Annotated in this window: 24 protein-coding genes; 14 read left to right on the top strand and 10 right to left on the bottom strand. The window is 54.7% G+C overall.

Annotated elements, in window-relative coordinates; translation table 11 throughout:
• Window positions 1-255 precede the first annotated feature (255 nt).
• Both E4S61_RS22040 and E4S61_RS22035 read left to right on the top strand, forming a co-directional pair.
• Window positions 256-2793, top strand: coding sequence for a heavy metal translocating P-type ATPase (locus tag E4S61_RS22040; protein ID WP_135306072.1), 2538 nt, complete (start codon window positions 256-258; stop codon window positions 2791-2793).
• Window positions 2790-3596, top strand: a complete 807-nt coding sequence (locus E4S61_RS22035) for a sulfite exporter TauE/SafE family protein (protein WP_135306071.1) — start codon at window positions 2790-2792, stop codon at window positions 3594-3596. Before E4S61_RS22040 ends, E4S61_RS22035 begins: the two co-directional genes overlap by 4 nt.
• Window positions 3597-3744: 148 nt before the next feature.
• Here the strand turns inward: E4S61_RS22035 and E4S61_RS22030 are convergent, their stop codons facing one another.
• From E4S61_RS22030 to E4S61_RS22020, 3 genes are all read right to left on the bottom strand, one after another.
• Entirely contained in the window at window positions 3745-4026 is a 282-nt protein-coding gene (locus tag E4S61_RS22030; RefSeq protein WP_135306070.1) for a DUF7521 family protein, read from the bottom strand.
• Window positions 4023-4400, bottom strand: coding sequence for a winged helix-turn-helix domain-containing protein (locus E4S61_RS22025; RefSeq protein WP_135306069.1), 378 nt, complete (start codon window positions 4398-4400; stop codon window positions 4023-4025). The genes E4S61_RS22030 and E4S61_RS22025 overlap by 4 nt, the downstream gene beginning before the upstream one ends.
• A 142-nt stretch (window positions 4401-4542) precedes the next feature.
• Window positions 4543-5517, bottom strand: coding sequence for a transcription initiation factor IIB (locus tag E4S61_RS22020; RefSeq protein WP_135306068.1), 975 nt, complete (start codon window positions 5515-5517; stop codon window positions 4543-4545).
• Window positions 5518-5804: 287 nt separating this feature from the next.
• On the opposite strand from E4S61_RS22020, the gene E4S61_RS22015 reads away from it, so the two are divergent.
• Window positions 5805-6398, top strand: a complete 594-nt coding sequence (locus E4S61_RS22015; RefSeq protein WP_135306067.1) for a methyltransferase family protein — start codon at window positions 5805-5807, stop codon at window positions 6396-6398.
• A gap of 211 nt (window positions 6399-6609) precedes the next feature.
• Window positions 6610-7677: an iron transporter gene (locus E4S61_RS22010; protein ID WP_135306066.1), complete on the top strand. Its 1068-nt coding sequence runs from the start codon at window positions 6610-6612 to the stop codon at window positions 7675-7677.
• Between the two features lie 82 nt (window positions 7678-7759).
• Here E4S61_RS22010 and E4S61_RS22005 read toward each other — a convergent pair whose 3' ends face one another.
• The gene (locus tag E4S61_RS22005) at window positions 7760-9241 is read right to left on the bottom strand and encodes a hypothetical protein (protein WP_245180906.1); all 1482 of its coding nucleotides are present in this window, start codon (window positions 9239-9241) and stop codon (window positions 7760-7762) included.
• A gap of 405 nt (window positions 9242-9646) precedes the next feature.
• Entirely contained in the window at window positions 9647-10810 is a 1164-nt protein-coding gene (locus E4S61_RS21995; RefSeq protein ID WP_135306064.1) for a hypothetical protein, read from the bottom strand.
• A 183-nt stretch (window positions 10811-10993) separates the two neighbouring features.
• Between E4S61_RS21995 and E4S61_RS21990 the strand changes: the two genes are divergently transcribed.
• The 5 genes from E4S61_RS21990 to E4S61_RS21970 all read left to right on the top strand — a co-directional run bounded on the left by E4S61_RS21990 (window position 10994) and on the right by E4S61_RS21970 (window position 15789).
• Entirely contained in the window at window positions 10994-11731 is a 738-nt protein-coding gene (locus tag E4S61_RS21990) for an ABC transporter ATP-binding protein (protein ID WP_135306063.1), read from the top strand.
• 88 nt (window positions 11732-11819) lie between these two features.
• A complete protein-coding gene (locus tag E4S61_RS21985; protein WP_135306062.1) occupies window positions 11820-13796 on the top strand; it encodes a NosD domain-containing protein in 1977 nt (658 codons plus the stop codon).
• A 19-nt stretch (window positions 13797-13815) separates the two neighbouring features.
• Complete coding sequence (locus tag E4S61_RS21980; protein WP_167768619.1) at window positions 13816-14622, top strand: ABC-2 transporter permease; 807 nt, start codon at window positions 13816-13818, stop codon at window positions 14620-14622.
• 150 nt (window positions 14623-14772) lie between these two features.
• Window positions 14773-15129, top strand: coding sequence for a hypothetical protein (locus tag E4S61_RS21975; protein ID WP_135306060.1), 357 nt, complete (start codon window positions 14773-14775; stop codon window positions 15127-15129).
• Window positions 15130-15213: 84 nt separating this feature from the next.
• The gene (locus E4S61_RS21970; RefSeq protein WP_135306059.1) at window positions 15214-15789 is read left to right on the top strand and encodes a YbhB/YbcL family Raf kinase inhibitor-like protein; all 576 of its coding nucleotides are present in this window, start codon (window positions 15214-15216) and stop codon (window positions 15787-15789) included.
• A gap of 57 nt (window positions 15790-15846) precedes the next feature.
• Here the strand turns inward: E4S61_RS21970 and E4S61_RS21965 are convergent, their stop codons facing one another.
• Window positions 15847-16128, bottom strand: a complete 282-nt coding sequence (locus E4S61_RS21965) for a hypothetical protein (protein ID WP_135306058.1) — start codon at window positions 16126-16128, stop codon at window positions 15847-15849.
• A 190-nt stretch (window positions 16129-16318) separates the two neighbouring features.
• On the opposite strand from E4S61_RS21965, the gene E4S61_RS21960 reads away from it, so the two are divergent.
• The 4 genes from E4S61_RS21960 to E4S61_RS21945 are packed head-to-tail and all read left to right on the top strand — an operon-like array spanning window position 16319 to window position 20764.
• Window positions 16319-18967, top strand: coding sequence for a heavy metal translocating P-type ATPase (locus E4S61_RS21960; protein WP_135306057.1), 2649 nt, complete (start codon window positions 16319-16321; stop codon window positions 18965-18967).
• A 1-nt stretch (window position 18968) separates the two neighbouring features.
• Window positions 18969-19406, top strand: coding sequence for a hypothetical protein (locus E4S61_RS21955; RefSeq protein WP_135306056.1), 438 nt, complete (start codon window positions 18969-18971; stop codon window positions 19404-19406).
• Between the two features lie 21 nt (window positions 19407-19427).
• On the top strand, window positions 19428-20351 hold the full coding sequence (locus E4S61_RS21950; protein ID WP_135306055.1) for a cation diffusion facilitator family transporter: 924 nt from the start codon (window positions 19428-19430) through the stop codon (window positions 20349-20351).
• A 26-nt stretch (window positions 20352-20377) separates the two neighbouring features.
• Window positions 20378-20764, top strand: a complete 387-nt coding sequence (locus E4S61_RS21945; protein ID WP_135306054.1) for a SpoIIAA family protein — start codon at window positions 20378-20380, stop codon at window positions 20762-20764.
• A gap of 183 nt (window positions 20765-20947) precedes the next feature.
• Here E4S61_RS21945 and E4S61_RS21940 read toward each other — a convergent pair whose 3' ends face one another.
• Together E4S61_RS21940 and E4S61_RS21935 are read right to left on the bottom strand one after the other, a co-directional pair.
• Window positions 20948-21514, bottom strand: a complete 567-nt coding sequence (locus tag E4S61_RS21940) for a hypothetical protein (protein WP_135306053.1) — start codon at window positions 21512-21514, stop codon at window positions 20948-20950.
• Window positions 21515-21578: 64 nt separating this feature from the next.
• Window positions 21579-21857: a DUF7521 family protein gene (locus E4S61_RS21935; protein WP_135306083.1), complete on the bottom strand. Its 279-nt coding sequence runs from the start codon at window positions 21855-21857 to the stop codon at window positions 21579-21581.
• Window positions 21858-22810: 953 nt separating this feature from the next.
• Between E4S61_RS21935 and E4S61_RS21925 the strand changes: the two genes are divergently transcribed.
• The gene (locus E4S61_RS21925) at window positions 22811-23539 is read left to right on the top strand and encodes a CPBP family intramembrane glutamic endopeptidase (RefSeq protein WP_135306052.1); all 729 of its coding nucleotides are present in this window, start codon (window positions 22811-22813) and stop codon (window positions 23537-23539) included.
• 57 nt (window positions 23540-23596) lie between these two features.
• Here the strand turns inward: E4S61_RS21925 and E4S61_RS21920 are convergent, their stop codons facing one another.
• A complete protein-coding gene (locus E4S61_RS21920) occupies window positions 23597-24991 on the bottom strand; it encodes an arylsulfotransferase family protein (protein WP_135306051.1) in 1395 nt (464 codons plus the stop codon).
• Between the two features lie 59 nt (window positions 24992-25050).
• Complete coding sequence (locus E4S61_RS21915; RefSeq protein ID WP_245180905.1) at window positions 25051-25449, bottom strand: plastocyanin/azurin family copper-binding protein; 399 nt, start codon at window positions 25447-25449, stop codon at window positions 25051-25053.
• Window positions 25450-25693: the final 244 nt, after the last annotated feature.

Raw genomic sequence — 25693 nt, 5'->3', positions numbered from 1 at the left:
TCAATCCAGTCTCTATTCCCACTGAGGCGGCTGATTTCTGGCATGGACACCAAGAAATCCGTCCGCCTCACTTTTCACGCTTAACTAAACACCGCCCGCCAGAGTGGGCGAACACTGATATACATAGATTGCCACAGAATGGTAGGAGCGCCACTATGGACGCACCGGCGAACCAGCGGGATACCACCGCCGACAGCGATGTCGTAGCGGTCCTTGCCCGACTGGTCAGCCGAGTGGTGATTGGAGGCGACGACAGTGGCTTCTGAGCAAGCGAATGCAGACGTCGGCTGTGCGCTTTGTGGACTCCCACTCTCGGCAAATCCAGTAACAAACGACGCTGGTGACAGCTTCTGTTGTACTGGTTGTCGCGAGGTGCAGGCGACCATTGGTAATATAGACGATGTCACTGCGGCCGATGTTCAAGCGGCCGTTGCAGACGATACAGACAACACACATGATGGACCACCTGAGGGCTATGATCGGACGTTTCTTCGGGTTACTGGGATGCACTGTACAACCTGTGAGGCGTTCTTGGAGTCCATCGCGAACGCAACTGTTGGCGTCACCGACACCAGCGCAAGTTATGTGACCGAAACCGTTAGGGTTGACTACGATTGTGACGAACTGTCCGAATCAGCACTATTAGACGTCTTCAGTCAAGGTGCGTACGCAGCCTCACATCGTGACGACGACTTAGCACGTCAGCGAACTGAAGAGGAACTCACGTGGCGGCTGGCTGCTGGCGTCATGTTTGGGATGATGGTCATGCTGCCGTATATTATCTCATTGTACCCAGTCCACTTTGGGGTACTCTATTCCGGTCGGTCACTGGAGCTTGCTCGCGATCTGGTTGCGTCGGCGCGGTACTTCTACTACTTCCTCTGTTTCTTCACGAGTCTCGTGCTGTTTTATACCGGCGGTCCGCTGCTACGGGGAGCATATGTCAGTCTTCGAATGCGCCAGCCGAATATGGATCTGCTCGTCTCATTGGCAGCAGTGAGTGCATATCTCTATAGCACGATTGCCGTGTTTCTCGTCCAGGTCGGCGTTATCGATGCGATATACAATCATGTATACTACGACGTGACCGTTGCGATAATTCTCGTGGTCACAGCAGGGACATACTACGAATCGACGATAAAGCGACAGGCGATGAAGCGTCTCTCCGAGCTCACGACCGCACAGGTAGACGACGCGCGCTTGCTCAACGACGGCGGCCAGACAGAAGAGGTGGCCGTCACAGACTTGACAGGCGGTGATACCATTCTCGTTCGCGAAGGCGAGCGCATCCCCGTCGATGGAAATCTCCGAGAGAACAGCTGTACCATCGACGAAGCGGTGGTTACGGGTGAATCACTGCCAGTTACGAAAGCACCAGGCGACGATGTCGTCGGCGGCTCCCTGGTGACGAGTGGTGGGGCCGTCGTTACCGTTGCCGATGGTGCCCCGAGTAGTCTCAACCGCATCGTCGACGTCCTCTGGGACATTCAGAGTGCAACGAACGGGACGCAAAAACTCGCGAACAAGCTCGCAGTAGTTTTCGTTCCGCTTGTCCTTGTCCTCGCAGCCGTCGCTGGGGTGTCGTATCTCGCCCTCGGCGCAACAGTGACGACCGCACTCCTTGTTGCGCTTACCGTCCTCATTGTGTCGTGTCCTTGCGCTCTCGGGCTGGCGACACCACTCGCAGTCTCGTCAGGAATTCGAGAAGCAATGGAGCAGGGAATCGTCGTGTTCGACGATACTGTCTTTGAACGCCTTCGGGGAATGGACGTCGTCGTTTTCGACAAGACCGGGACGCTCACCACAGGTCAGATGAACGTTATCGAGACGGACGCACCGACAGAGCTTCTCGAGATGGCTGCGATGGTAGAGGAGCGGTCGTCCCACCCAGTGGCGGAGGCAATCACTGACGCAGTCGCTCCGACGTCGGTCGCAAGCAGTGGCGATTCGTCAGAAGGCGAGACCACAACACACACCGATAGAGGCGTCCTGAAGGACACTGACGAGCCAGAAGCCCAGCGTGACGTGACCGCCTTCAAGAGTTATACGAAGGGCGTGCAGGGAACCGTTGGAGACAGGGCGGTACTCGTTGGCCATCCTGCACTCTTTGACACCCAGGGCTGGTCGGTGCCACGCGAGATTCGAACGCAAGTGACGGCCGCTACCGAATCCGGGCACCTCCCTGTCGTCATCGGGCGTGACGGCAGAGCGGAGGGTATCATTGTCGTAGGTGACGAGCCCCGTGATGAGTGGGCAAACACAATAGCTGAACTGAACGACCGCGATATCGAAGTCGTTGTTCTCACCGGCGACAATTCTGATGCGGCCAGCACGTTCCGCCAGCATCCATACGTCGATCATGTGTTTGCGGGCGTGCCGCCGGAAGGGAAAGCCGAGACGGTCAGACAGCTCGGGGCCGGGAAGCAAGTTACGATGGTCGGCGATGGGACGAACGATGCGCCAGCGCTCGCAAGCGCAGATCTCGGTATCGCGCTCGGTAGCGGGACTGCGCTTGCTGTCGATGCTGCCGACGTCGCCATTGTCGACGACGACCTTGCGTCTATAGCAACAGTCTTTGACATCGCAGCCGCTACGAACCGCCGGGTCAAACAGAATATCGGCTGGGCCTTCCTCTACAACGCTATCGCGATTCCACTGGCACTCGCTGGCGTCTTGAACCCGCTTTTCGCCTCGGTGGCCATGGCGTCGAGTAGTTTACTCGTGGTGATGAATTCCACACGACCGCTCTCGTCGTCGAACCAGACCGCCGGCGCAGCCAGACCAGACCGATGACTGGGACTATTGTCAGTATTCCGCTGCATGGGGCTGGAATCGCGGCCGCTGCCAGCACCGAACTAATCGTCTTTTTCGTGGTCGGCCTGCTTGGTGGCGCTCATTGTCTGGGGATGTGTGGCCCATTAGTGACGATGTACTCAAAGCAGTTGGCTGCCGCGCCGAAGCATGGTGCTGATGGCATGCTCTCTCTCTACGAAGTACGCCAACACGCACTCTTCAATTTCGGCCGAACGGTAAGTTACGCGGTTCTGGGTGGCGTGTTCGGTCTCGCTGGATCGTTGGTCTTCGATGCAGCAGGCGTCGTTACTGTCGTCGGGACTGTTGTCCGCGTGAGCACCGGGTTCGTCGTCGGGACCGTTATTCTCGTCGTCGGTGCGCGATACGCGCTTGGCCATCACGGCAGCCACGACATCCTCGGCAGCGGCCGGTTCACTCGCCTCTTCAGCGTCTTGACCTCGAAACTCGAAGACCGGGTGACCGGGCACGGAATAGTTGGGCTGGGGTTAGTGCATGGACTGCTTCCCTGTCCATTGCTGTATCCGGCTTTTCTATACGCCTTCGCTCATGGCTCCCCGAGTATGGGCGTCCTCGCTCTCGGAACACTCGGTCTGGGGACGTTCCCGACGCTGTTCCTCTATGGAACAATCGTGCAATCAGTGAATCCGACGCGCCGTGCATATCTGCATCGTGCACTTGGTGTCGCTTTTCTGTTCATGGGCTGGATGCCTCTCGCTCATAGCCTAGCGCTTCTTGGCGTCTCCGTTCCCCACGTTGAGATCCCCATTTACCAACCGTTTTGAGAGTGTGCGATTGTTCACCTGGAATTTGTGGCCTGACTCAGACTTCTCTTCGGCCAAACTCCGAACCGACAACCATGTGTTCTATTAAGCCTCGCTGCTCAGGATACCGCTTTTTCGATTGGACGCCACACAGCGTACTCAGATTATCTTATCCACGTTCCAGATAGAGTGAGTACAGAACGACTGCAAACCCGACCGCAACAAGCAGGCTATTGATCAAGACACCCATCTCGAGGGATACCGACAGGACCTGATTGGCGATGCCAGCGAGGAGTGCCCCGAGTGTGATAATGCCGAATCCAACACCAAGCACACGTAGCGATGGTGTCCTAGTTCGACGATAGGCCTTATACGCGATATATGTAATTCCCCCGCCAAGTAGGAGAATCACCGTCTTGACAACGATGATGGCGGTATCGACCCAGGTCATAGTTCATCTCCCATCTTCGACCAGATATCAGCGAGGCGTGCATCGGACTGGCGGGACGGTCGGTCGATTGTCACCGAGAAGGTGTCTGTCTCGTCCATGGAGATCGTGACGTCGTCGAAGTCCCGTTCATATTTCGTGGTTCGCCCACCGCCGGGATTGATCACATCGCGTTCTCGAACGAGCGATGCTTGACTAAGGTGGTCTAATTTCCGGTACAGTGTCGATTTCGATATCTCACAGGCGTCAATGAGTTCGTTCGCAGTCATGGGTTCGGCTGTTTCGCGGAGAATGGCCCGACAGTCGGGGTCGTCCAGCGCATCCAGGATATCCTGTAACGATGGCGTATCCTCAGACGACGCTGGCTCACTCACCATCGGTCGATTGTCGAAGGTACTTCGGAAAGGCCATTCGATTACGAGTTGAACGGGCAAGGGTGACAGACGCTTCGAAGCATATCCGTCGCTGGTCTTGCATTCAGAACTGGCTTGCCACAGCTGCAAACCAGGGAAACCGGCATCAGACGTCTCCACTGTCTGCCGCGTAGACCTCAAGAAGTTCTTTGTACCGGGTCCGAACCGTGACCTTGCTTACGTGTGCGGCGTTGCCAACCGTCTCCTGTGTCAGTTGCTCGTTTGTGAGATGTGTCGCTGCGTAGATCGCCGCCGCCGCGAGTCCGTCTGGGCTCTTGCCGCTATGAACCCCCTCCGCTTTCGCGGTCTTGAGGAGGTCCCGCGCCTGTCGGGTCGCCTCATCGCTTATCTCGAGTGCCGATGCAAATTGGGGTACATATTCGAGTGGATCCGCCGGTTCGATCTGTAGGTTGAGTTCTCTGGACATGTATCGGTATGCTCGCTGGATGCGGATCTCTTTCACCCGGCTGACAGTCGCGAACTCCGAGAGTGACCGCGGGGTGCCGTGTTGCCGGGCGGCCGCGTACAATGATGCTGTCGACATTCCTTCGATGGACCGCCCAGGCAGGAGATTCTCATCGACTGCCCGGTGGTAAATCGCCCCGGCGGTTTCACGAACTGGGCTGGACACACCGAGTGCAGAAGCCATGCGGCTGATCTCGCCGAGGGCCTGCTTGAGATTTCGTTCGTGGGAATCTTTCGTCCGAAAGCGCTCATCCCACGTCCGCATGCGCTGCAGTTGCTCCCGTTTCCGTGGGGAAACTGACTTCCCGTACGCGTCCTTGTTTTGCCAGCTAATTGTCGTGCTCAGTCCCTTATCGTGCATGAGGTGGGTCGTCGGTGCCCCGACGCGACTTTTCTCTTCCTGTTCGTCGTGATAGAACGCCCGCCACTCCGGCCCCCGATCAATCGATGTATCATCGAGGACGAGCCCACACTCTCCACAGGTGGTCTCCCCGTGTTCCTCGTCGTGGACGACCGGCCCATCACATTCCGGACACGACGACAGCGACTGGGACTCGGTAGCTGTTTGCTGCTCCTCCATATCGGTCTGTTCTATATCGAGTTGCGGATTGGTCATGCGTAATCGACCTCGAATAGCGGCACTGGGCACTCCGAGTGTGTCTCTATCACGGACGATGAGGGGTAGCCAGAAGAACGCGCGTCGGTTTCCCATACACTGGGAATCCGCTGTTCTATAGAAATTAGCAAAGGAGCCCGTACATCCGAATCAACTGCTCTCGAACCTCTGTCAGAACCGCGGTGACCGATACACTGCGTGAATCAGTTACCCGTCAATCCGACTGTGTAGCGTACCTATAGACGTCGTCCCCAAATAGTTTGGCGAGTTAGCAACAATGCGGAGCTATGTCCTCGCAATCTCCGTCGAACCGGGCCCTCCTCGCCACATTTGTCGTCGACATCATCTTAATCGTCGGATACCTCATCAGTGCATTTGTTCCAGACCGTCGTCTCTGGCCAATCGGTGACAGTAACTGGCGATGGTGGGTCAACTGGTCGGCCCTCTCTGTTGTCTTCGCCGGATTCCCCGTGCTGGCCTACCGTGATTGGAACTCGTCTCGGCTCACGGATACCCCTCTCCGAATCACCGGGGCTCTCATCTCAACGCTCGGTATGGCGTTTTCCCTCTCAGCCCTGTTTGAACTCGGGTGGATGGAGAGTAGTGGCCGAGAAGGAGAGCTCCGTACTGACGGCATCTACAAGTACACGCGAAACCCGCAAACAGTTGGATTCGTCACCTTCATCGTCGGCACGCTTCTCGCAGTGAACTCCAGAAAGCTCGCAGTACATGGCTTCCTGACTGTCGTCATTTACGTCCTCTTTCCGTTCGCCGAAGAACCGTGGCTCCGTGAACAGTACGGCGAGGCATACGCAGATTACTGCGAGCAAACGCCACGGTTCCTCAGTCGAAAATCTATCACTAGCTTTCTCCGTGAGTAACCACGTACTGCCGTTCTGTAGATGTTGAATCCATCCTCTATTTCTCGCAAGCCGACCTCAGCAAGTCAGCATCCCGCTACGTTGGAAAATAGAGGACTTTTGCTAATCCCGATAGTTGTATCGAGATTCACGAACCGATCCCAAGCAACTACAGCAATGATTCGCGCACTGTACCAGAACTTCTACTCGTTTGCCGCCTAACAATCGAACAATGAACCGTCGACGGCTCCTCAAAAGTGGACTTGGGCTACTGGGAGGGACCGCTCTCTCTGGGTGTCTCAGCAGTCTCGGCTTCGAGACTCAGTCGGCATGGCGAGACCCGCCACTCGTTGAGAATCGTCCTACGGCGGTCTATTACCCAGCGGTTGTCGAAGGGATGGGACTATACGGAACGACGACCGCCGGTGATGTCGGATTTGCACTAATGCACTCGTTCCCACACCGCTTCTGGAATCTCACAGGGACGAATAAGACAAAAGTTGTTGTGCAACCTGACGATTCACTCCACCTAATGGTGAGCGCGTGGGATACAGAGACGAACACAATCCTGCCACTAGACATCTCTGCAGAAATCAGCGATACCAGCGGCCAAGTAGCCAGTAATAATCTGTGGCCAATGCTCTCACCGAATATGGGGTTTCACTATGGAGACAATATTGGGCTTCCCGGCGAGGGACAATATGATATCACGCTCCGTGTCGGCCCACTTCAAACCAATCGGACAGAACCATTCGAAAATCGGTTCACAGAGGCACAATCCGCCACGATGAGTTTCACATTCGATACGGATGAAACGTATAATCTCACGTATCGTCGGCTAGGGGAGAAAGCAGGCTCACGAGGGACAGTTGACCTGATGGGAATGCAGAAGATACCTAAACCAGTGGCACCAGCAAAAAGCAACCTTCCTGGTCGGTTAATCGGCGAAGGATCCTCTGGCGACGCGAGGTTCTTTATTACTGTTGTCGAGGGTGGGACCCGCTTTGGGAAGGCGGGTCGCCCGCAGATGATTGTCTCACCGCGAACGCCGTATAACCGCGTTATCCTGCCTCGAATGACGCTCTCGACAACCGTAAAACGCGGACAAAAGACCGTTTTTCAAGGGCCGCTACAGGCATCGCTCGACCCCGAGATTAGTTGTTATTACGGGGCATCTCTTCCCGGGGTCGAGTCAGGTGACTCAGTCTCAATTACTGTCCAGACACCGCCACAACTCGCACGACACGACGGTTACGAGACTGCCTTTATCGACATGCCACCGATCGAGTTCACTGTCTGAGTAAGCTAGGCACTGTCCACACGTTCGAACTTGACTATTATGAGATGGGGCGAGTAGCTACGATAGGACGGTCTAGTGCCTATCAAGGCAAATACGGTGGCGTAGCTCCAGGGAGGGAAAGAATCCAGAGGCTGATTACTGTATATCCAACCATCACCACAACGAACGGATACTGGCTCCGAATCGCGACAAGACGACTGGAGAAGACGTCATATGCGGCTGCATGTGCCACCCAGATCGCTAGAAGATGTCCAATAAGCACGGCCGCAATACTCAGCCCTTCAAACCAAGATGGGACAGAGAGAACCAGCGGATTCGCCGGCGGGGACAGTGGAGCGGTAAGTGCCATGGTGAGTGCTGGGCTTAGCGAAACAAACAATCCGGCGTAGTGAGCAAGGTGATACCCCGCTGCAATTGCCAAGAGTGGTGGCGCGAACTGAAATGCAATCGTCTGAGCGGTGACGTAGGTACCCGTGCTGCGTCGTGAGACGCGACCCGCGTACCAGTATGCGCCCAGAAAGACGGTATAGCCACAGAAAAACAAGATCGTGTAGACGACGATTGCCCGCGTCTCAATGGCCACGATTCCAAACGAGACGATACCAACTAGGGTTTCGATAGTTGTTGCACCAGCGCTAGTAGTAATGAAGCCGCTGTACGTGAGTTCCCAAATCAGTGCGATGATGAAAGCAACGTCAGAGGTATCCGAGACTACGTCTGAATTCTGTAGTTCACTCCCAGGTAGCGTTATCCGGAGCGCACCGTTGTGCCGTTGGATGGGGGCAACAACACCGTACAGCCTAAACAAAACAGAGAGTGGGTCTGCGTTGTCAAACCACGATGGTGGACCAAACAGGACCGCACCGGCAATCGTTATCGTCGAGTAAAGAACAATCCCCATAGCGAGTACAGTTGGAACGGTGCTGACCGGAAAAATCACTTCGACCCAGACTAGAACTAACAAGCCAGCGACGGCTGGCCAGCGATGCAACCAGTGCGGGTACTCGCGAAAGCCAGCGGGAAGAACAGTAGCGATAGTCCGCCACGGGTTGAGTATCGGCCACACGTTTCCAATGAGATAGGTTGCTATCGGCAGACCAGCACGAAGCCCAGCGAACGCGAGTAATATCGTGAAGCTCGCGGTCGGAAGCTCCGGGCCAGTGAACCCGAGATATATCGCCAGAATGAGCATGCCGACGCCGAGACCGCGACCAAGCCATATAATCGGGCGCCACCACTGTTTGATTGTGGGGAGTGCTCGCGACCAGCTGTGGAGGTTACGTACGAATGTTCTGTCGGTGACGAAGCTTGCGAGGAGTGCTGATGCCCCGATAGTGGCACCGCCTGTCGTGAGATAGAGCCACCGCGGAATGGCGAGTGTATCCCGCGGCCCCTTCGAAAGTGTGAGTCCGTTTGCTGCTGCGACAGTATCAACCACAAAGACGAACGCCAAGAACCACGCCAAAAACTGTATGGAGAATCTGAAGCAAGCTGCTGAGAGAGCTGTCTTCACGGCCTGTTTTGCTGACCACTGCTTTGTCTGTGTCTCGTTATTGGGTGCCATATTCGTGTCTGGATCAGGCGAAGACGGCATACACCATCAGGAATGCAAAATAGAGGAGAATCAACACTCCAAGCATCTTTAAACGTAGCTGGCGGAGACTATCGTCTTCAGCAGAAAATGTAGACGTAAACGCCTCCCGCTCAGATTTGTCGAGTTGGTCGGGATGTTCTAGTCCTTTGTGAAGCACGAGGCGCTCAGTAGTCGGAAATGGTTGCCCGCAATACCCACACTCGCCCGCCGGTGTTTCGTCCTTAGGTACGGCAGTTTGTATCTGCGACATTATAATCTGTATTCGATAGCGAACGCTAGCAGAGTCGTATTTGAAACGGTTCTGGTTCAGCAGTCGAAACGGCTGTACTGAGAGTAACAGGACAGAAAGCCATCAAGCCAAGCGAAATGTTCAATTCAATCAGCAGGGGCGATATCGGTCGGGCTAGCGGATTGCTGCACTGATTCGACCGAGTAGATCAGGCTTCCGGTGAACAGGACGATACTCGCGATGATAAATAGCGTACTCAGCGGTGATGCTGAATCGACGAAAATCCAATAGAGTGGAGCCGCGATAGACGGCCCGGCCGCCAATACCGCGATCTTCGCGACGAGCGGGCCACAGCAGCCACAGGTACACGAACCGACGATAGCGGCACTCCCGGCGGCGCCTTCTGTCATCCCCGCGCGTTCTTCGACACGCCAGTGACGAGCAATCAGTGTGGCATTCAAGCCAATGAGAGTGCTCAACATCCCGACGATAATCAGCTGTCCGGGCGATATTGCCACGAAGAGCGGGATATGTGGGAGATACACTTCGAGAACCGGCCACTTCACGAGTTGGTAAATCGCAGGGAGGACGGTAATCACTCGTTCGTGGGGGAGTCCTTCATCCGGAAAGAATGAAAGATACCCCGTAGCAGACACGAAGAAGAACGCGATAACAACACCAACACCAATTCCGAACCGGCGAGCGACCCGATCCTGCAGAACCGCCCGGAGCACATGACCCGCGTCTTTCCAGATAATGTATCCGACGAGGACGGGCGTTCCCAGAACGATACTATAACCTAGCGGGTGTGAGTAACTAGCTGGGCCGGGGATAAGATACGGATATGTGATCCATAACCCCATCATGGTCCCGAGGGCAGTGTATCGTGGTCGGGTCGGCCACCGAAACCAGCCGACAAGCGCGCTCATGATCATAATTAGGAAACCGATGGATAGCGATAGAAGAGGGTACCACGAACGCGGGAATGGCATTGAGCTTGCCATGTAGGAGGGGTCTGGCGACAGGCCCTCAAAGAGAATCGCCCCGAGTGCAGTCACGACGATTCCAAGGAAGACACCAATTAGGGCAGTTGTCGATGTAATAGCTTGCCGCCGCTTCAAAATGGTTGCGCCGCCAAGAATAACAATGCCGATAAGGGCGAGTACGATCCCGTGTCTCTGAGAGAGTCCACCGGTTGCGGTCGCACCGTGTGCAGAGACGGCCGGAATTTGTGTGAGGGCGACGAAAAAGAAGGTAAAGACTGAAAGTAACCGAACCGAGCGAAGACCGGACGACCGTTCCAGTGACATTAGTAGACCTTAGCCGACGAGTCACTTTTACCTGACTGATTCCGATGAGTAGCGACGACAGGTGGACCTCGCACACAACCATGACTGATGACCGGAGATCTATCCCGTCACTATCGGCGCTTCCCAAACGACCTCAAGACAAGACACATACTTGGCTAGCACGTATCTCAGTATCGAGAGACCGTGCCATCCTCAACTAGCTCAAGCGAGGATACCATCTTCGTTGCGGACGATATCAGTCATCAGTTCGGCACAGTGACTGTCTTAGACGAAATTTCGTTGTCGGTCAAGACAGGAGAATTCTTGGCACTCGTCGGGCCCAACGGGTCCGGAAAGACCACACTGCTCCAAATCATTACTGGATTACTCACTCCTTCAGAAGGAACAATCGCTCGCCCCTCCGGGTCAGCTCGGCCAATCGGTTATTTGCCACAGCATCCTAATCTTCGCGCTTCACAGACTGTGCGTGAAACCCTCGAATTCTATGGCACTCTCTTAGCCGATGCAACCGATACCGGCAGAATACTTGAGACCATCGGCCTCGATGCTGTATCAGAGCGCCGCGTTGGTTCGCTCTCGGGCGGCATGCGCCAACTGCTCGGACTCGGGGTCGCAGTTCTCGGAGATCCCTCCCTCGTTGTCTTAGACGAACCAACAAGTGGCCTCGATCCGCGGAATACCGAACACATCTTCGATGTAGTGGACACGCTCACCAACACCGAAACCAGCGCGCTGATGACGACGCATGACCTCACGTACGTCTCTGCCGCTGACGAAGTTGGGATTCTCAATGACGGCCGATTGGTCGTCCAAGCTTCACCCACGGACCTCCGAAACCGGACAACTGAAACGGACATGGCTGGCGTCTTCGGCTCGGTTTTAGGGCGTGACCCGTCGGTACAAACAGGGCACAAAGACTGATGCTGTAAGGGTTGGTTGAATTTGCCGCCCTGCTCAGCACCGCACGGCATTTCCGTACGCTCACCATACTGTATAGCACGGACCACAGATGCGACCGCAGATCATCACTTTGGCGCTCATCGTGGTCATCGTGATAGGGAGCGCCTCGTTTGTCGTCGATGTCAAACGCGAAGAGCCACGACCGGTTCCGTTCGAAGGAACCAACGAGGGTGGTCTCGCATATGGCGCAGTCTACGAAGCCAGCCAGACGCCGGCTGCTATTCCACGGGCGGAGGTGTATTACTCGCAGTATCAGTACGTCGCCGGGTACTACGGGATCTCCTTTCTCATCAACGATCTCCACGAACCAGGACACACCAGAGAGTTCGGCCGTCTGCTCACGGTTTACGTTTCTGATTTCACAGATACCGGTGTGAAGCTACGCTCTAACTCGACACTGAGCGTCCCCCCACCGAACGCCGCAGGCTGGGTCGCGGCCGAAAATGCCTACTTTGTCGTTGAGAGTCGCGCTCAAACCCCTGGAGAAACGCAAGCTATCGTTCCGTTTTCCACTCGACAGAGTGCGCATAATTTCACCCAGAAGTATGGTGGAAGCGTGATTCGATGGAACTCGCTTCGCAACAGACAATTCGATAGTGTAGATCGTACTCGGGACGAGTGGGAACAGACGGTTACAATGCGACAGACGTGGGCGAATCAGACAGCGACACGACGCCAAACGCTACTAGACCGTCCGGTAGAAACGGTCGTGGGGACCGATGCACCGACAGTAGCTGCGGCGATAGAACAAGCCCCGCCGAATACTACCGTTCGTGTTCCACCAGGAAGCTACAATGTAACCACGCTAACAATCAGCAAACCACTCACGGTTCGTGGTGCGGGACCGAACAGCACAACGATTACCGGTGATGGCAATGGCCATGTCTTCAGTGTCACCAGCGACCAAGCTGCTATCGCTGGGCTTCGAATAGCCGGTATCGGGACAAATGGCAGCGCTGCACGACCGATCGTTACGAACGGGACGTTCGCGAAGATATGGAAATCATACGGCCGTGGGGCCGCTGGCATCGCGTTTACACGCGCATCCGATTCACTCGTTGCGAACGTGACAATAGCGACGAATCAGACCGGACTTCTCATTCGAGAGAGCCCCCGAACCGTCGTTACTGACACCTCGATTTACGGCCCACCAGAAGCGGATGACGGCTCGATCGGAATCAGCGTGATGTCCTCCCGTATCCTGGTACAGGACTCAGCTATCTATGGCGGCTTTCACTCGTTCATCATCCACGATACGTCTGGCATAGTCGTCAGAGATATACACGCAGAGGGGGCGGTCACAGGATTTCACGGCCTCTATTTGCAGCAGGGGCTTGTGGCCAACAGCACATTTCGGGACATGTTCAAACCCGTCATGACCGCAACCGAGGGGTCTGCGAACGCCGCAATAGGAAACGACGTCCGGAATGCGGCCCTCGGAATCGACTTCGCGGGGAGTCGGAACTATATCGCCAGAAACACCGTCATCCACAATAGAGCCGGCATCCTTGTAGAAGGCCGCAGAAGCGTCTACACCGAGAACGTGGTCGGCTACAACCGCATCGGTTTCCAGGTTGCGAATCCGTTCCCGACGAATCGAATTACTCGAAACGACTTCGTCGGCAATGTCCGCCATGTGAAAATCACCGACGAGAATACACGCTACGTCTGGACCGAAGACAATCGAGGCAACTACTGGGGAGGATACACACGCTTCGACAGCGATGATAATGGCCTCCTCGATCAACCGATACGTCCCACTAGTACCAGTGGTAGAATGTCGTATCAGACGCCAGGCGGAGATACCCTTGTCCGGTCGCCAGCCGTAGCGATGCTTCGGGCACTTCAGACGGTCGTTCCGGGCCTCCGATCGAGTGGCGTTATCGATACAGCGCCACTCGCCTCACCAGTGTCTCCACAGGAAACTGCACAACTTGCGGACGAATATTCCTATGCAGAGCAGTATCGTCCCGCTACAGACACGGACCCGTACGACTATCATACGTCAGACCGAACGTACGGGTAAGGCCTCGAACTCCAGAGAGATGGCGTATTCAGAGAACCGACTGCTCGCTGTCTTCGAGCGGGAATTTCGGACAATTATTCGGTCTCGGACCTACGGGGTTATCGCGCTGGGTTTTGCAGTTGCGGTTCTCACACTCAGTGTGATCGGCGGTGTCTCCGGGTACATTTCCGTCATTCTGGGTATCCTCACGCCACTGGAAGTCCTTCTAGTCGTCTTAGGGGCCGCGTTTGGCTATCGTGCACTTCTAGCCGACGACCTCTCAGGAGAGCTCGATATGCTTCGTTCGTTTCCGATTCCGCGAGTAGCGTATACCGGTGGTATCCTTCTCGGCCGAATGACTGCTATCGTCAGCATCGTCCTCGCATCATTATTCATAGTCGGAGTAGTAGTTCAGCTCTCGCCTAGCGGTTCGACTGACTATCTCCTCCGCCGAACAGCGTACAATGGCGCACTGTTGTTCGTCCGTTTTAGCGTGCTGACGACGATAGCTGCAGTAGTGTTTTTCACAATCATAACGGCTGTCTCGGCTGCCGTGAACCGGTTGCAGCAAGCGATTTCGATGGTCGTCTTAGTTGCCGTCATGCTCGCACTCGGGCTAGATATGGCGATTCTCACCGGACTTGCAACGAACGTCCTGTCTCCTAGCTCACTTCCATGGCTCCTCGCGCTGAGTCCTCTCAGCGCGTACCGTGGCCTCGTATTAGCACTCGTTATTGAGCCGGCATCTGCAGCGACGCTCCAGTCAGGGTCGGTCCTCGCGAACAGTATCGGTCTGCTCGGGTGGGCTATTGGTTCCCTAGTAGTTAGTGTTCGCTTGGTCTGGTAGTAACCTCTGGGAGCGAGTATCCGAAAGTTCTCCTGATGTCCCCGGTGAACATCTTCCAACACAATGTCGTCTCATGCTGGCAATATCTGGGTTGGAATCAGTCAAACGTGGCTCGAAATCACCCTTTGTTCAGGACCAGTACTGATTGGCGTGAGTGCGCTGATATGGACCGGAATAGTGTCGATAGCCTTGCTCTCGCTTCCGATCAGCGCGATAACCGTCCTCGCGGTCGTGATTGGATACGATAGGGTGTCTCCATCTGTTGAGTGGTTCTCTCAGTGGCCACACGAAAGACGCAGTCCAGATTTGATTGTCTCAGTTATTGGATATCTTGGCGTGGTTGCGCTCTCGACACTGGTAGCTGTCGTTGCATACGAGATCACACGGACGCTTGCTGTCGGGATGGTCGTGGCGTCGCTCAGCGGGATTTGGTTCTTCAAGCATCTCCACTTTTTTCTCTCGCTTGACTCGAACACCGAGAAACAGGTCCACACTGAACGAGACTGAAAGGGTTACCTACAACCGGAGTTCCAGTACGTACGTTCATAGCAGTTTCAAAAGACAAATGACGATTCAGTAGCCAGCAAGACTATGCGACGTCGTCGATTCCTAGTGACTGGCGGGACGGCGTTCTTTACTGGGATCGCTGGTTGTGCACGTACGTCAGGTCAGTCGGCAGCGAATTTCAACGCCTCAAGCCCAGCATTCTCTACTAATAGTGAGTTACCAACCCGATTCACATGTGATGGGGCGGGGATTTCTCCACCACTTGTTGTCGAAAATATCCCCAAGCCGACAGCTGCACTAGCTGTCGCACTCGAGTATGATCGCGGCGTGATCAATGAGCCAGTACTCTGGACGCTCTGGAACGTCCCGACGCAAAATCGGATTCCCGCGGATATTCCTCGAACAGCAACCGTTGACTCGCTTGATGGCGCTCGGCAGGGACGACGGCCCGGACAGCCACCCGGATACGATCCGCCGTGTCCGCCAGCCGGGAAAGTATACGAACATCGGTTCCAAGTGCATGCACTCAGTGAGAAACTCCCGGTAAAAGGTGGCGCAACCCACGACACAGCGAGAGACGCGATCGGGAATAACGTCCTTGCAAGCAGTCGAATCACGGTTACATACACTCGTTCGGCTGAGACTACCGAACAGGAGTAGCGTGACGACTTCAGCAGCCGATAATCCGCCAAGAATCTACTGATTTAAATTATGCTGCTATTTTTCACCGAGAACAATCTCTCCATTTTCGACGCCGTATGCCAGTTGCTTCAATCGAATCTGTGGCAATGGCTTCTGTGACTGTTCGAAAGAAATCAGAACTTCTCCATCTAAGTCGGTTTTTCTGCCCTCTGCAACGAGTATTTCATTTACTTCACGCTCGGTCCCCAACCCCGGATTCCCGCGAAATTGTGTGAGTGTGGAGAGTACAACGATGGTTGAGCCAGTCCGTACTGTAGCACCATTCGGGAGTTCGACTTGGTCAAGAGTAATCGTCATACGAACTCGTAACTCCTGCAGTTCTGTAAGACCACGGTTTGTTCTAAATAGCACTCTCCTAGCTACAAAAGATACGAAATCGACATGTCGGCTTTAATAATATAGAGTGAATATTTTAATAACTATAGGGCAATTATACCCCCATATATAGCAGCTAGATTAATAACATTGGGCTGTCTAGCGTTCCATAATGACTTCGTCTGGTCGGGATTCACACGACGCGGCCGCTGAATCCCATGCACACGACCACGATGACGAAGAGCACGATCACGACCACAATCATGATCATGATCACGAATATGGCGAAGCAACCAGGACAGCAATAGAAGATGGTACCGTCGCTCAGTTCTCAGTTCCCGAGATGGATTGTCCGTCCTGTGCTGGGAAAGTCGAGAACAGCGTCCAGAAAATCGACGGCATCAACGATGTTGACCCGCAGGTGACGACGGGGACGCTCACTGTCTCCTACGAGAGCGACCAGACGACAGCAGACGCCATCGCCGACCGTGTGGAGAAAGCGGGATACGATGTCGACAATTCCGGGGCGGTCACGGCGAAATTCACAGTCCCGGAGATGGACTGCCCCTCGTGTGCTGGCAAGGTCGAGAACGCGCTCGAGGGGGTCGCTGGTGTGTCGATGTCGGACCCGCAGCCAACGACCGGCAAGGTTGCGGTCACGTACGATTCGACGACCGTTACTGCGGACGACATCGTCGCCGCCATCGAGAGCGCGGGCTACGAGGTCACAAACACCACCGCTGACGGCACCGAGGGCAGCGACGACCGCGATTCACAGGAGCGGATCTGGACGGGCGCACGTGCAATCAAAACGTGGATCAGTGGTGGCTTCGTCGCACTCGGTCTCCTCTTCGAGTTCGTTCTCCTTGGACAGAATACCCTGGTCGCAAGTTTCGTCGGCAGCGAACTCCTCGTTGCAGACGTATTATTTCTAATCGCCATCGCCGTTGGCGGCCAGGAAATCCTCCGGAACGGGTACTATTCCGCCCGGAATATGAACCTAGACATTGACTTCCTGATGTCGATCGCCATTCTCGGGGCGCTCGTCGCAAGTCTCGCGTTCGGGGAGGCGCTCTATTTCGAAGCCGCCACACTCGCGTTCCTCTTCAGTATCGCGGAACTCCTCGAGCGCTACTCGATGGACCGTGCACGCAATTCGCTCCAAGAGCTGATGGATCTCTCTCCGGACGAGGCGACCGTCAAACGGAACGGAACCGAAGAGACGATTCCAGTCGACGAGGTTGCGGTCGGTGATATCGTGGTCGTTAAACCTGGAGAGAAGATTCCGATGGATGGTGCGGTCGTTGACGGCGAGAGCGCAGTAAACCAAGCACCGATCACTGGTGAGAGCGTGCCCGTCGATAAGACCAACGGCGACGAGGTGTACGCCGGCACCATCAATGAGGAGGGCTACCTCGAAGTGGAAGTCACCTCGAATGCAGGCGACAATACGCTCTCCCGCATCGTCGAGATGGTCGAGGACGCCCAAGCCAACAAGACCGAACGCGAGCAGTTCGTCGAGCGCTTCTCTGCATACTACACGCCGGTCGTCGTCGTATTCGCCGTCCTCGTCACCGTGGGCAGTCCATACATCCTTGGGACGACGTGGTCGACAGCCGTCGTCTACGGTCTCACCCTACTAGTGCTCGCCTGTCCATGCGCATTCGTCATCTCGACGCCTGTCTCGGTCGTGTCGGGCATCACCAGCGCCGCGAAGAACGGGGTCCTCATCAAGGGTGGGAACCACCTCGAAGCGATGGGCGCGGTCGATGTCGTCGCCTTCGACAAGACAGGGACACTCACGAAGGGCGAACTCACCGTCACCAACGTCGTGCCGCTGAACGGTAACACTGTGGACGATGTCCTTCGGTGTGCCCGCGGACTTGAACAGCGCAGCGAGCACCCTATCGGTGAAGCTATCGTCTCAGAGGCGGGCGCAGCCGGTGTCGCCGAACGTGAGATTGACGAGTTCGAGAGCATTACTGGGAAGGGTGTCCGGGCAGATCTTGACGGGACGCCCCACTTCGCCGGGAAGCCCGGGCTGTTCGAGGATCTCGGCTTCGACCTTTCACACGTCCACGCGACGACCGACGGTGGGGTTGTCACCCGAACCGCAGAGCAGCTGTGTGAACGCAACAACTGTCTCGACCTCCTCGAAGACACGGTGCCTGACCTCCAGTCGGAAGGTAAGACCGTCGTCCTTGTCGGGACCGAGGACGAACTCGAGGGAATCATCGGCGTTGCCGACGAAGTCCGGCCTGAGGCCAAGCACGCGGTAAGCCGCCTGAAGGAGCTCGGCGTGGAGCGGACGGTCATGCTTACGGGCGACAACGAGCGGACCGCACGAGCTATCGCCGAGCAGGTCGGCGTCGACGACTACCGCGCAGAACTCCTTCCCGAGGAGAAGGTCGACGCCATCGACGGACTCGTCGACGAGTACGACGGTGTGGCGATGGTCGGGGACGGTATCAACGACGCGCCCGCCCTCGCTACGGCCACGGTCGGCATTGCGATGGGTGCAGCCGGGACGGACACGGCACTGGAGACCGCCGACATCGCCCTGATGAGTGACGACCTTGCGAAGCTCCCGTACCTCTACGAACTCGCGAACGATGCGAACGGCGTCATCCGCCAGAACATCTGGGCCAGTCTTGTGGTTAAAGCCGGGCTGGCTCTCGCTGTTCCCTTTGGCTACGTGCCCATCTGGCTGGCTGTTCTCGCAGGGGACGCCGGGATGACGACGGCTGTAACCGGGAACGCGATGCGGCTCTCTCGAATTACGCCAGATCTAGACACCGAAACCAATGCTTCGGAGGGATAAGATGAGTGCAGAGAACGAGGAAAACGTAAATTCCCATACAGAGTCAGATCAGCAAGAACACCCGTTCGGGCTCATGTCTCCACAGTTTGCCGTCCTTGTTGTGCTCGTTGGGCTCATCGGCCCCGGTTTGCTAGTACACACCTTCGAAGAGGCGAACCTTTCTGCCGTAGCTGATCTAGTGTGGATTGTCGGCTACGGCACGACGATATTCGTTGTGTGGTTCATTTGGGTTCGTCCGTTGGATCTCGTCGGATCCTCTGCGCAAGACGTGTCCCTCACTGAGGAGTCAGATCAGTCCGAAGCTGGAACTGACGAACACGATGACAAGTCTGAAGCCTCGGCTACGGTCGACTCTCCGGCACAGGATTTGACGTCAACAAAAGAAGATACGTCTCAGGTATCCACCTGCAAAAACCTAGAGACCTCGGATTCGAAATAACTCCAACTCTAACGTGGATCTATGACTCTGCACGAGGATACGGCAGAACATGAAGAGGCACCAGAAACAGGTGGCAGTACGCGTCGGCTTGCGCTCGTAGCGGCCGTCAATTTCCTTGGCTTCCTTGTCGAACTGGCTGGTGGACTCCTCTTTGGTTCGGTCGCCCTCATCAGTGACGCGCTCCACATGCTGTTCGACATGCTCGCATACGCGATGGCGTTCGGAGCAAGCTACACTGCCGAACGGTTCAAAGGCGGCGATGAGTGGTCTTATGGTCTCCATAGATTGGAGCCAGCCGCTGCGTTTCTCAACGGGATCTTGCTTGTTCCGATGGTCGGATATATTCTATGGGAATCCTACCAACGATTCTTGAATCCGGTCGCAATTAATCCCACAATGACGTTAATCATCGCAGTCGGCGGCTTGCTTGTCAATCTGGGGTCCGTCTATATCGTCCAAGATGGGAAAATGAGCCTCAACGAGCGCGGAGCATTCTACCATCTGCTCGGCGATGCCGGTGGCTCAGTCGCAGTGATCATTTCGACCATAGCCGTCATTGTGTTCGATTTGCCCATCGCTGATCCAGTAGCTGCCGTCCTCATTGGTGTCTTAATACTCGTTTCGGCAGGGAAGGTGCTCCGTGGGAGCACGTCAATTCTCCTAGAGCGGAGTCCTATTTCACTGGAGAGACTTCGAGACAAACTAACGAATATCGATGGCGTCGAGAATGTCGACGACCTGCACGTCTGGCAAGTTTGCAGTCAACTGACGGTAGCGACGGTGCGGCTCCAATATGAACCAACATCACTAGACCAACAGCAGGCGATCCGATCTCAGGTCCATCAGCTTTTTTCGGATCGTGAGATTGATCATGCGACTGTCGAACTCGTGGGTGACATGGAAATCAATACGGGGACCGCCGACCGCACGAATCACGACCACTAGTCATGGCTCCTCCTACAAGCACTCAGATGTTCGAAATTCTCGATGAAACCGAGAAAGACCTCGTCGTGATCCGGGTTGGCCGAGGGACCCAACGTGGTTACGACGAACTATACTCACTACTAATCCAGAAGACAGACGAATATGGCGCAGTCCGTGTTCTGGAAGTAGTTCCGGACTGGACGTTTTCGACGTTTCTATCTCACGTGTACGGTATCATCCCCGACCTACGCTACGGGTTGCAGTTCACTATCAGCCGTTACGCCGCAGTTGGCGATTCGGTCTGGGCCAAGCTGCTCTTCGATTGGTGGGAAATAATTCGTCCCGTCTGGCCAGTCGCACCCAACCGAATGCGCTATTTCGAGATGTCGGCATTCTCAGATGCGCTCCAATGGCTACAGGACGAGAAGATATAATCGCCTAACCGCGTTCCTATGCCGCCCCCATAGTAGGAAAGTGGTATTCACGACACTATGGATAAGTAAGTGCTACCCTTACGGCAAAAGAGCCTACAAAGATGACAATCCCCGTCAAACACGAGAGTACTGAGGGAGATTGTGGAGAACTAATTCCAAACTCTTGAAACACCATACGCTCAGTCATTGTTTCTGGAGCCCGTCAATCTTCCAAATCCCTTTCGACGAATGAAGTTTATATATTCCTGATTCAAACGACTGCGCCACAATTTGTTGAGAGGGGATTCTCTCTGACTTCGTCGAAGTTTCTAAATTAGCAAAGTCAATAGTTACCTCCTCAAGCAGTGTGTACTCGCCAGCTACCTCAACGTAGGTTAGCGTATATTTTTTAGCTGGTTCAAGGCAGTACTGATTACCTGAGCCATTGAGATCAGAAGCCAGAATCTCTATCTTATCACTAGATTGATTTTTCCAGTTGGTGATGTCATTGAGGACCTCTTGATAGGCAGTATTAACTGCTGTACACGCACGTCGCCAGATAATCATACTGAGTGAAATTCCGAGAATCGGGAATAATATAAAAACAACAAGAGCATACGAGCCAACCATCCATGCAACGGGCATTAGGAGTACGCCGGCCAGGACAAAACTGGCCACAAAATACCGAACCACGATGTCTATTGGGTTCCACGCCCGTTGCCACTGCCGGTGCGAAATCCCGGTTTCGTCTGGTATTGTAATACGGTGCATTAACTGAACCCTCGTTTAACGTCAGTTCTTAGAACCAGCCACAAGGTTAGATTTTGAGCTACGATCATTGTTGCATGTTGAGAGAGTACATTATGACTGCGAGGTCAAGTGCGACGAATATGCTGTTAGCGAGCACGCCGAGTTCCAACGAGACCGAAAAGAACTGGTTGGCCACGCCCGTCAGTAGAGCGCCGAGCATGATGACACCAAATCCGATACCCAGAACATGGAGCGAATCCTCACCCGTTCGCCGATAGGCTTTGAACGCGATGTAGGTGATTCTACCCTCGAGAAGTAGGATTGCGAACTTAACCACCGCAATCGCCGTTATTACTTCGTTCATACCTCGTCCCCCCATCATCAACCAGATGTCTGCAAGCCGTCCGTCGGTAGACTGCGGTGGACGTTCGACACTCACTGAAAATTCGCCTGTGTCGTCCATAGATATTGCCACGTTATCGGACGTTCGTAGTGGGTGGCTCGTCCGCCACCCGAACTGATCGTATCCCGCTCTCGTGCAAGAGAAGTGGAGCTGAGCAGTCCTAATTTGCGATACAACGTGGACTTGAGGAGGTCACAGGCATCTATGAGTTCGTTCGCAGTCATGGGTTCAACAGTTTCGCGGAGAAGAGCCTGGCACTCGGAATCATCTAGCGCATCAAGGATATCCTGTAACGCTGGTGTGTCCTCGGACGACACTGAATGGTCTTCCCATTATTCGATTATACGTGCTCGCCGGGATATGGTGTTCGATTACCGTTCGAGGATTCTCCCGACAGCACGAATCCAAAACAGATTGCAATCCTCAGTTCATAATGGACGAGCTGTCGAAAGAGTCGCGAGACGAGAATCGGTATGGTATCACTGGCAGCGGGGTGCTATGTGTACAGATATTTTCCAGCAAGTCGTGAGACTCCTTATCAACTTCGTGGGATGGCTCCGCAATGAAGAAATGGCGGAATCCCACTCGATGGGAATCCGGTCTGTATTTTTATCACCCGGAATTCAACAATTCAAATCGTAATTTGAGATACCCCCACCAACCGATAGATGGCTCAAAATTCAACGGGTTCCACCTACCTACGACAGACGATTCTGAATCACCCTCTTCTCGCGTTCATTCTCGTCACACCCACAGACTCATCTGTTCAAGGATGACTATGAGTCAGAACGAGACGACAAGCAGTATGATAACACACGAATTATGATAGAATACACAGGTCACTCGCTCACCCAACAGAACATCGAAGCTCTGCGTCTGAATAGCTTGAGTTCCCTCATTATTGATTCCATCCAATGACACAATCAACTTCACGAGTTGGCTCTGTCGTAACTGCGATTGGACTCACGTACGGTTCGACAATCATCGGCTCCCTCGTCGTCCTTATTGCTGGCGCCGTCTTGTCCATCTTCGGGATCAATGTCGCGACTCGCCCATCATTGCGCCTCGTGCTGAATACAGTCTTGTTGCAAGGATTAACGTTTGGAGGGGGTACTGTCCTCTATCTCAGATACCGCAATCTCGGCTTCGATTTCATCCCGCTCACAATTCCGGACAGACGTGATGTTGCCGTGACTATCGCTGGGATAGTTACGCTGTTAGGCCTGCTTGTTATCGCCTCAATGATCATCTCCTCGCTTGGTCTCGAATCAGCACAAAATCGAATCGTCACGATTGGTCAGCAGAATCCAGCGGTGTATCTCCTGCTCGTTCCTCTTTCATTTCTGTTAGTCGGTCCGGGCGAGGAACTGTTATATCGGGGACTAGTTCAGGGTACGCTCCGAAAAACGCTGCATCCGGCCCGTGCAATCGTTCTTGCGAGCGCTCTCTTCGCATCGATCCATCTCTTCTCATTGACCGGAGAAGGGAAGCTGGTGTACGTCGGTATCGCATTCGTGCTAGCCTTGGTACTGGGCGCAACCTACGAGTACACCGACAACCTCGCAGTCCCAGCCGTGGTTCACGGTGCGTACAATGCAGTACAGTTTGGAAGCGCATATCTGACGGCTACAAGCGGGATTTGAATCTCGTCGACTCTTGACCTACGGTATGGGACTTGCAACAAACGAGCAGTAGGCTTGTCAAGACAGCCATCGCCAGACTCCCTCTACTCCAGCCCACAGAAGACAGCCAGTGAGGAAGGCCGCCAGCTCAAGAACTTCTAAAAACCCCATCCAGACAGGTGTGATATACATAAGACCGTTCAAGTACTTCCCAGGGATGAACTGTTTGGTGAAAATCAGGACACGGTCACTCAAACTGCCCGTCTGTGAGTCGAGATTTACTTCCGTTGCACTCGGACCACCTGTACTCTCGTCTCCAGTCCCGAGACGTTCTGCCTCGTAGGGGAAGGCGATATTGACGCTCCACACCACCTCTCCTTGTTCATCAACTTCGAACACACGATTCCCGTTCGAATCTGTTATCAGAGTGTGGCCGTTCGGGAGCCGGTCGGCGTCCCGTGGCCACTGCATTCGCGCGTCTCGCCATACCCATGACTGTTCCCAGCGATTACCTGTTCGTTGATACTCAACAACGCGATTGTTCTCCGAATCTCCGACAAGGATAGCGGGACCACCATGCTCAGTCGGGATGTAATCCGGATTGTGCTGTTCGTAGAGGAGACTATAGTCGTCTTCCTTGCCGAGAGTCCACCCGTCGATGAGTCCACTCCGATTCAGGAACACGACCCGGTCTTGGTTCCGAGCACTCACCATGAGACGGCCATCTTCAAGCACTTCGATGTCGTTGATATGCGTCCAATCCTCAGGATATGGACCCCCTGTTTCTCTGGGGAATGCGCTACTGGCGTTCCACGTCCATTCGGTCTGACCGGAGGTGGTATTCACGATGAATGCCCGATCAAGATAGATATCCGCGACAGCTAGGTGTGTCTCGTTGAGCCGGTCAGCATCGTGGTAGCGGGTCGCTTCCTTCCCAGGGGTGGTTTCGCTCCAGATACGCGTCACCTCGCCAGTCGTCAAGTTAACTCGCTCATATCCGTTGCGCGTACAGGCGTTGGTCGAGCGAGCATCCTTATATTCGTTCCAGACCTCCTCGTCAACCCGGCGCTGGGTGAAGTTGCTGGTGTCCGGGCATGACGACGGCTCAAGGTGGTCCGCGAACATGTACTCAACGGTGGTTCTCGTTTCAGGTACCGGATCGACGTCCCAGTACCGCGTATGTGAGTCGTTATAGTAGAGGATGTTTCCGTCCGGGTTGAATGCGACGAGTTCCGCTCGGGCACGAGGCCCGCTACTCGCCTCACCTCGCCACGAATTCGAATCGGTCGCGATGACCGTAACATTGTCGCGAGGTTCAACGGCCTGGTGCTGTGGGTTCGCAACACCTTGGTTCGTGAGATGGCTCTCGAAGGTATCGTTGGTTGCGCTGAGCGTGTATCCATAGGCTAGGCCAATACTGGATAAACCGATAACAACGACAAAGAACACACGGAGAAAAGACTTGGACACCACGATAGAACCTCTGACTAGATACTAATTAGTTATACGTATGCTAAGAATTTGGGGTAGCACTATCCCGTGAAGTCACTATACGAGACGCTACCTTGGTCGACGATGACCTGGCTGTCTGGAACCTCTCCGTCCGGCGGCATATTCTCTTCGGCAGGACCACCTGGTTTGCCCACGACGATTCGGCCGACCATTCCCAGAGCTTTGTGTGGAATACAGAAGTAATCGTATGTACCCGAGGATTCAAACGTGTGCTCATAGGTCGCACCCCGTTCGCTCAGGGTTTTGCTATTGAACGTTTCCGCCCCCTCAGGGATCCGAGTTACTGAGGCTGAACTCGTCCCTTTCTTGTAGGCAGTCGCCGAATGACTCCCACTCTGGATCTCGAACGTGACCGTCTCTCCGGATTCAACGAACAAGCCGATTGGATCGAAATAATACTCGCTACCTTCGGTGACCATCATAACCGTATTCGAACCACCCGAGATACCGGTCTCCTGTGTCTCGGTTGTGGTTGGCCCACCGCCATCATCACTTCCGTTCCCTGAACTACTACATCCGGCGAGACTGGTTACGCCGCCTGTAGCGAGAACTCCGGCTGTCTTGAGTATACGTCGACGCTCCATACATACTTATCAAAGGTCCCGGTATAAGGGGCAAAGGCGGATTCCCAATACGTGGGACACCGCCCTCATTTGACGTGCC

Source organism: Haloarcula amylovorans, assembly GCF_004681185.1.
Classification (GTDB): domain Archaea; phylum Halobacteriota; class Halobacteria; order Halobacteriales; family Haloarculaceae; genus Haloarcula; species Haloarcula amylovorans.
The sequence above is the reverse complement of the archived record's forward strand: the minus strand, read 5'-3'. Positions and strand labels throughout refer to the sequence as shown.

Excerpts from the sequence above, each read along its gene's own strand:
- E4S61_RS22035 (WP_135306071.1), top strand. The coding sequence starts at position 2,790 with ATGACTGGGACTATTGTCAGTATTCCGCTGCATGGGGCTGGAATCGCG.
- E4S61_RS22030 (WP_135306070.1), bottom strand. The coding sequence starts at position 4,026 with ATGACCTGGGTCGATACCGCCATCATCGTTGTCAAGACGGTGATTCTC.
- E4S61_RS22025 (WP_135306069.1), bottom strand. The coding sequence starts at position 4,400 with ATGGTGAGTGAGCCAGCGTCGTCTGAGGATACGCCATCGTTACAGGAT.
- E4S61_RS22020 (WP_135306068.1), bottom strand. The coding sequence starts at position 5,517 with ATGACCAATCCGCAACTCGATATAGAACAGACCGATATGGAGGAGCAG.
- E4S61_RS22015 (WP_135306067.1), top strand. The coding sequence starts at position 5,805 with ATGTCCTCGCAATCTCCGTCGAACCGGGCCCTCCTCGCCACATTTGTC.
- E4S61_RS22010 (WP_135306066.1), top strand. The coding sequence starts at position 6,610 with ATGAACCGTCGACGGCTCCTCAAAAGTGGACTTGGGCTACTGGGAGGG.
- E4S61_RS22005 (WP_245180906.1), bottom strand. The coding sequence starts at position 9,241 with ATGGCACCCAATAACGAGACACAGACAAAGCAGTGGTCAGCAAAACAG.
- E4S61_RS21995 (WP_135306064.1), bottom strand. The coding sequence starts at position 10,810 with ATGTCACTGGAACGGTCGTCCGGTCTTCGCTCGGTTCGGTTACTTTCA.
- E4S61_RS21985 (WP_135306062.1), top strand. The coding sequence starts at position 11,820 with ATGCGACCGCAGATCATCACTTTGGCGCTCATCGTGGTCATCGTGATA.
- E4S61_RS21980 (WP_167768619.1), top strand. The coding sequence starts at position 13,816 with ATGGCGTATTCAGAGAACCGACTGCTCGCTGTCTTCGAGCGGGAATTT.
- E4S61_RS21970 (WP_135306059.1), top strand. The coding sequence starts at position 15,214 with ATGCGACGTCGTCGATTCCTAGTGACTGGCGGGACGGCGTTCTTTACT.
- E4S61_RS21965 (WP_135306058.1), bottom strand. The coding sequence starts at position 16,128 with ATGACGATTACTCTTGACCAAGTCGAACTCCCGAATGGTGCTACAGTA.
- E4S61_RS21960 (WP_135306057.1), top strand. The coding sequence starts at position 16,319 with ATGACTTCGTCTGGTCGGGATTCACACGACGCGGCCGCTGAATCCCAT.
- E4S61_RS21955 (WP_135306056.1), top strand. The coding sequence starts at position 18,969 with ATGAGTGCAGAGAACGAGGAAAACGTAAATTCCCATACAGAGTCAGAT.
- E4S61_RS21950 (WP_135306055.1), top strand. The coding sequence starts at position 19,428 with ATGACTCTGCACGAGGATACGGCAGAACATGAAGAGGCACCAGAAACA.
- E4S61_RS21945 (WP_135306054.1), top strand. The coding sequence starts at position 20,378 with ATGTTCGAAATTCTCGATGAAACCGAGAAAGACCTCGTCGTGATCCGG.
- E4S61_RS21940 (WP_135306053.1), bottom strand. The coding sequence starts at position 21,514 with ATGCACCGTATTACAATACCAGACGAAACCGGGATTTCGCACCGGCAG.
- E4S61_RS21935 (WP_135306083.1), bottom strand. The coding sequence starts at position 21,857 with ATGAACGAAGTAATAACGGCGATTGCGGTGGTTAAGTTCGCAATCCTA.
- E4S61_RS21925 (WP_135306052.1), top strand. The coding sequence starts at position 22,811 with ATGACACAATCAACTTCACGAGTTGGCTCTGTCGTAACTGCGATTGGA.
- E4S61_RS21915 (WP_245180905.1), bottom strand. The coding sequence starts at position 25,449 with ATGGTCACCGAAGGTAGCGAGTATTATTTCGATCCAATCGGCTTGTTC.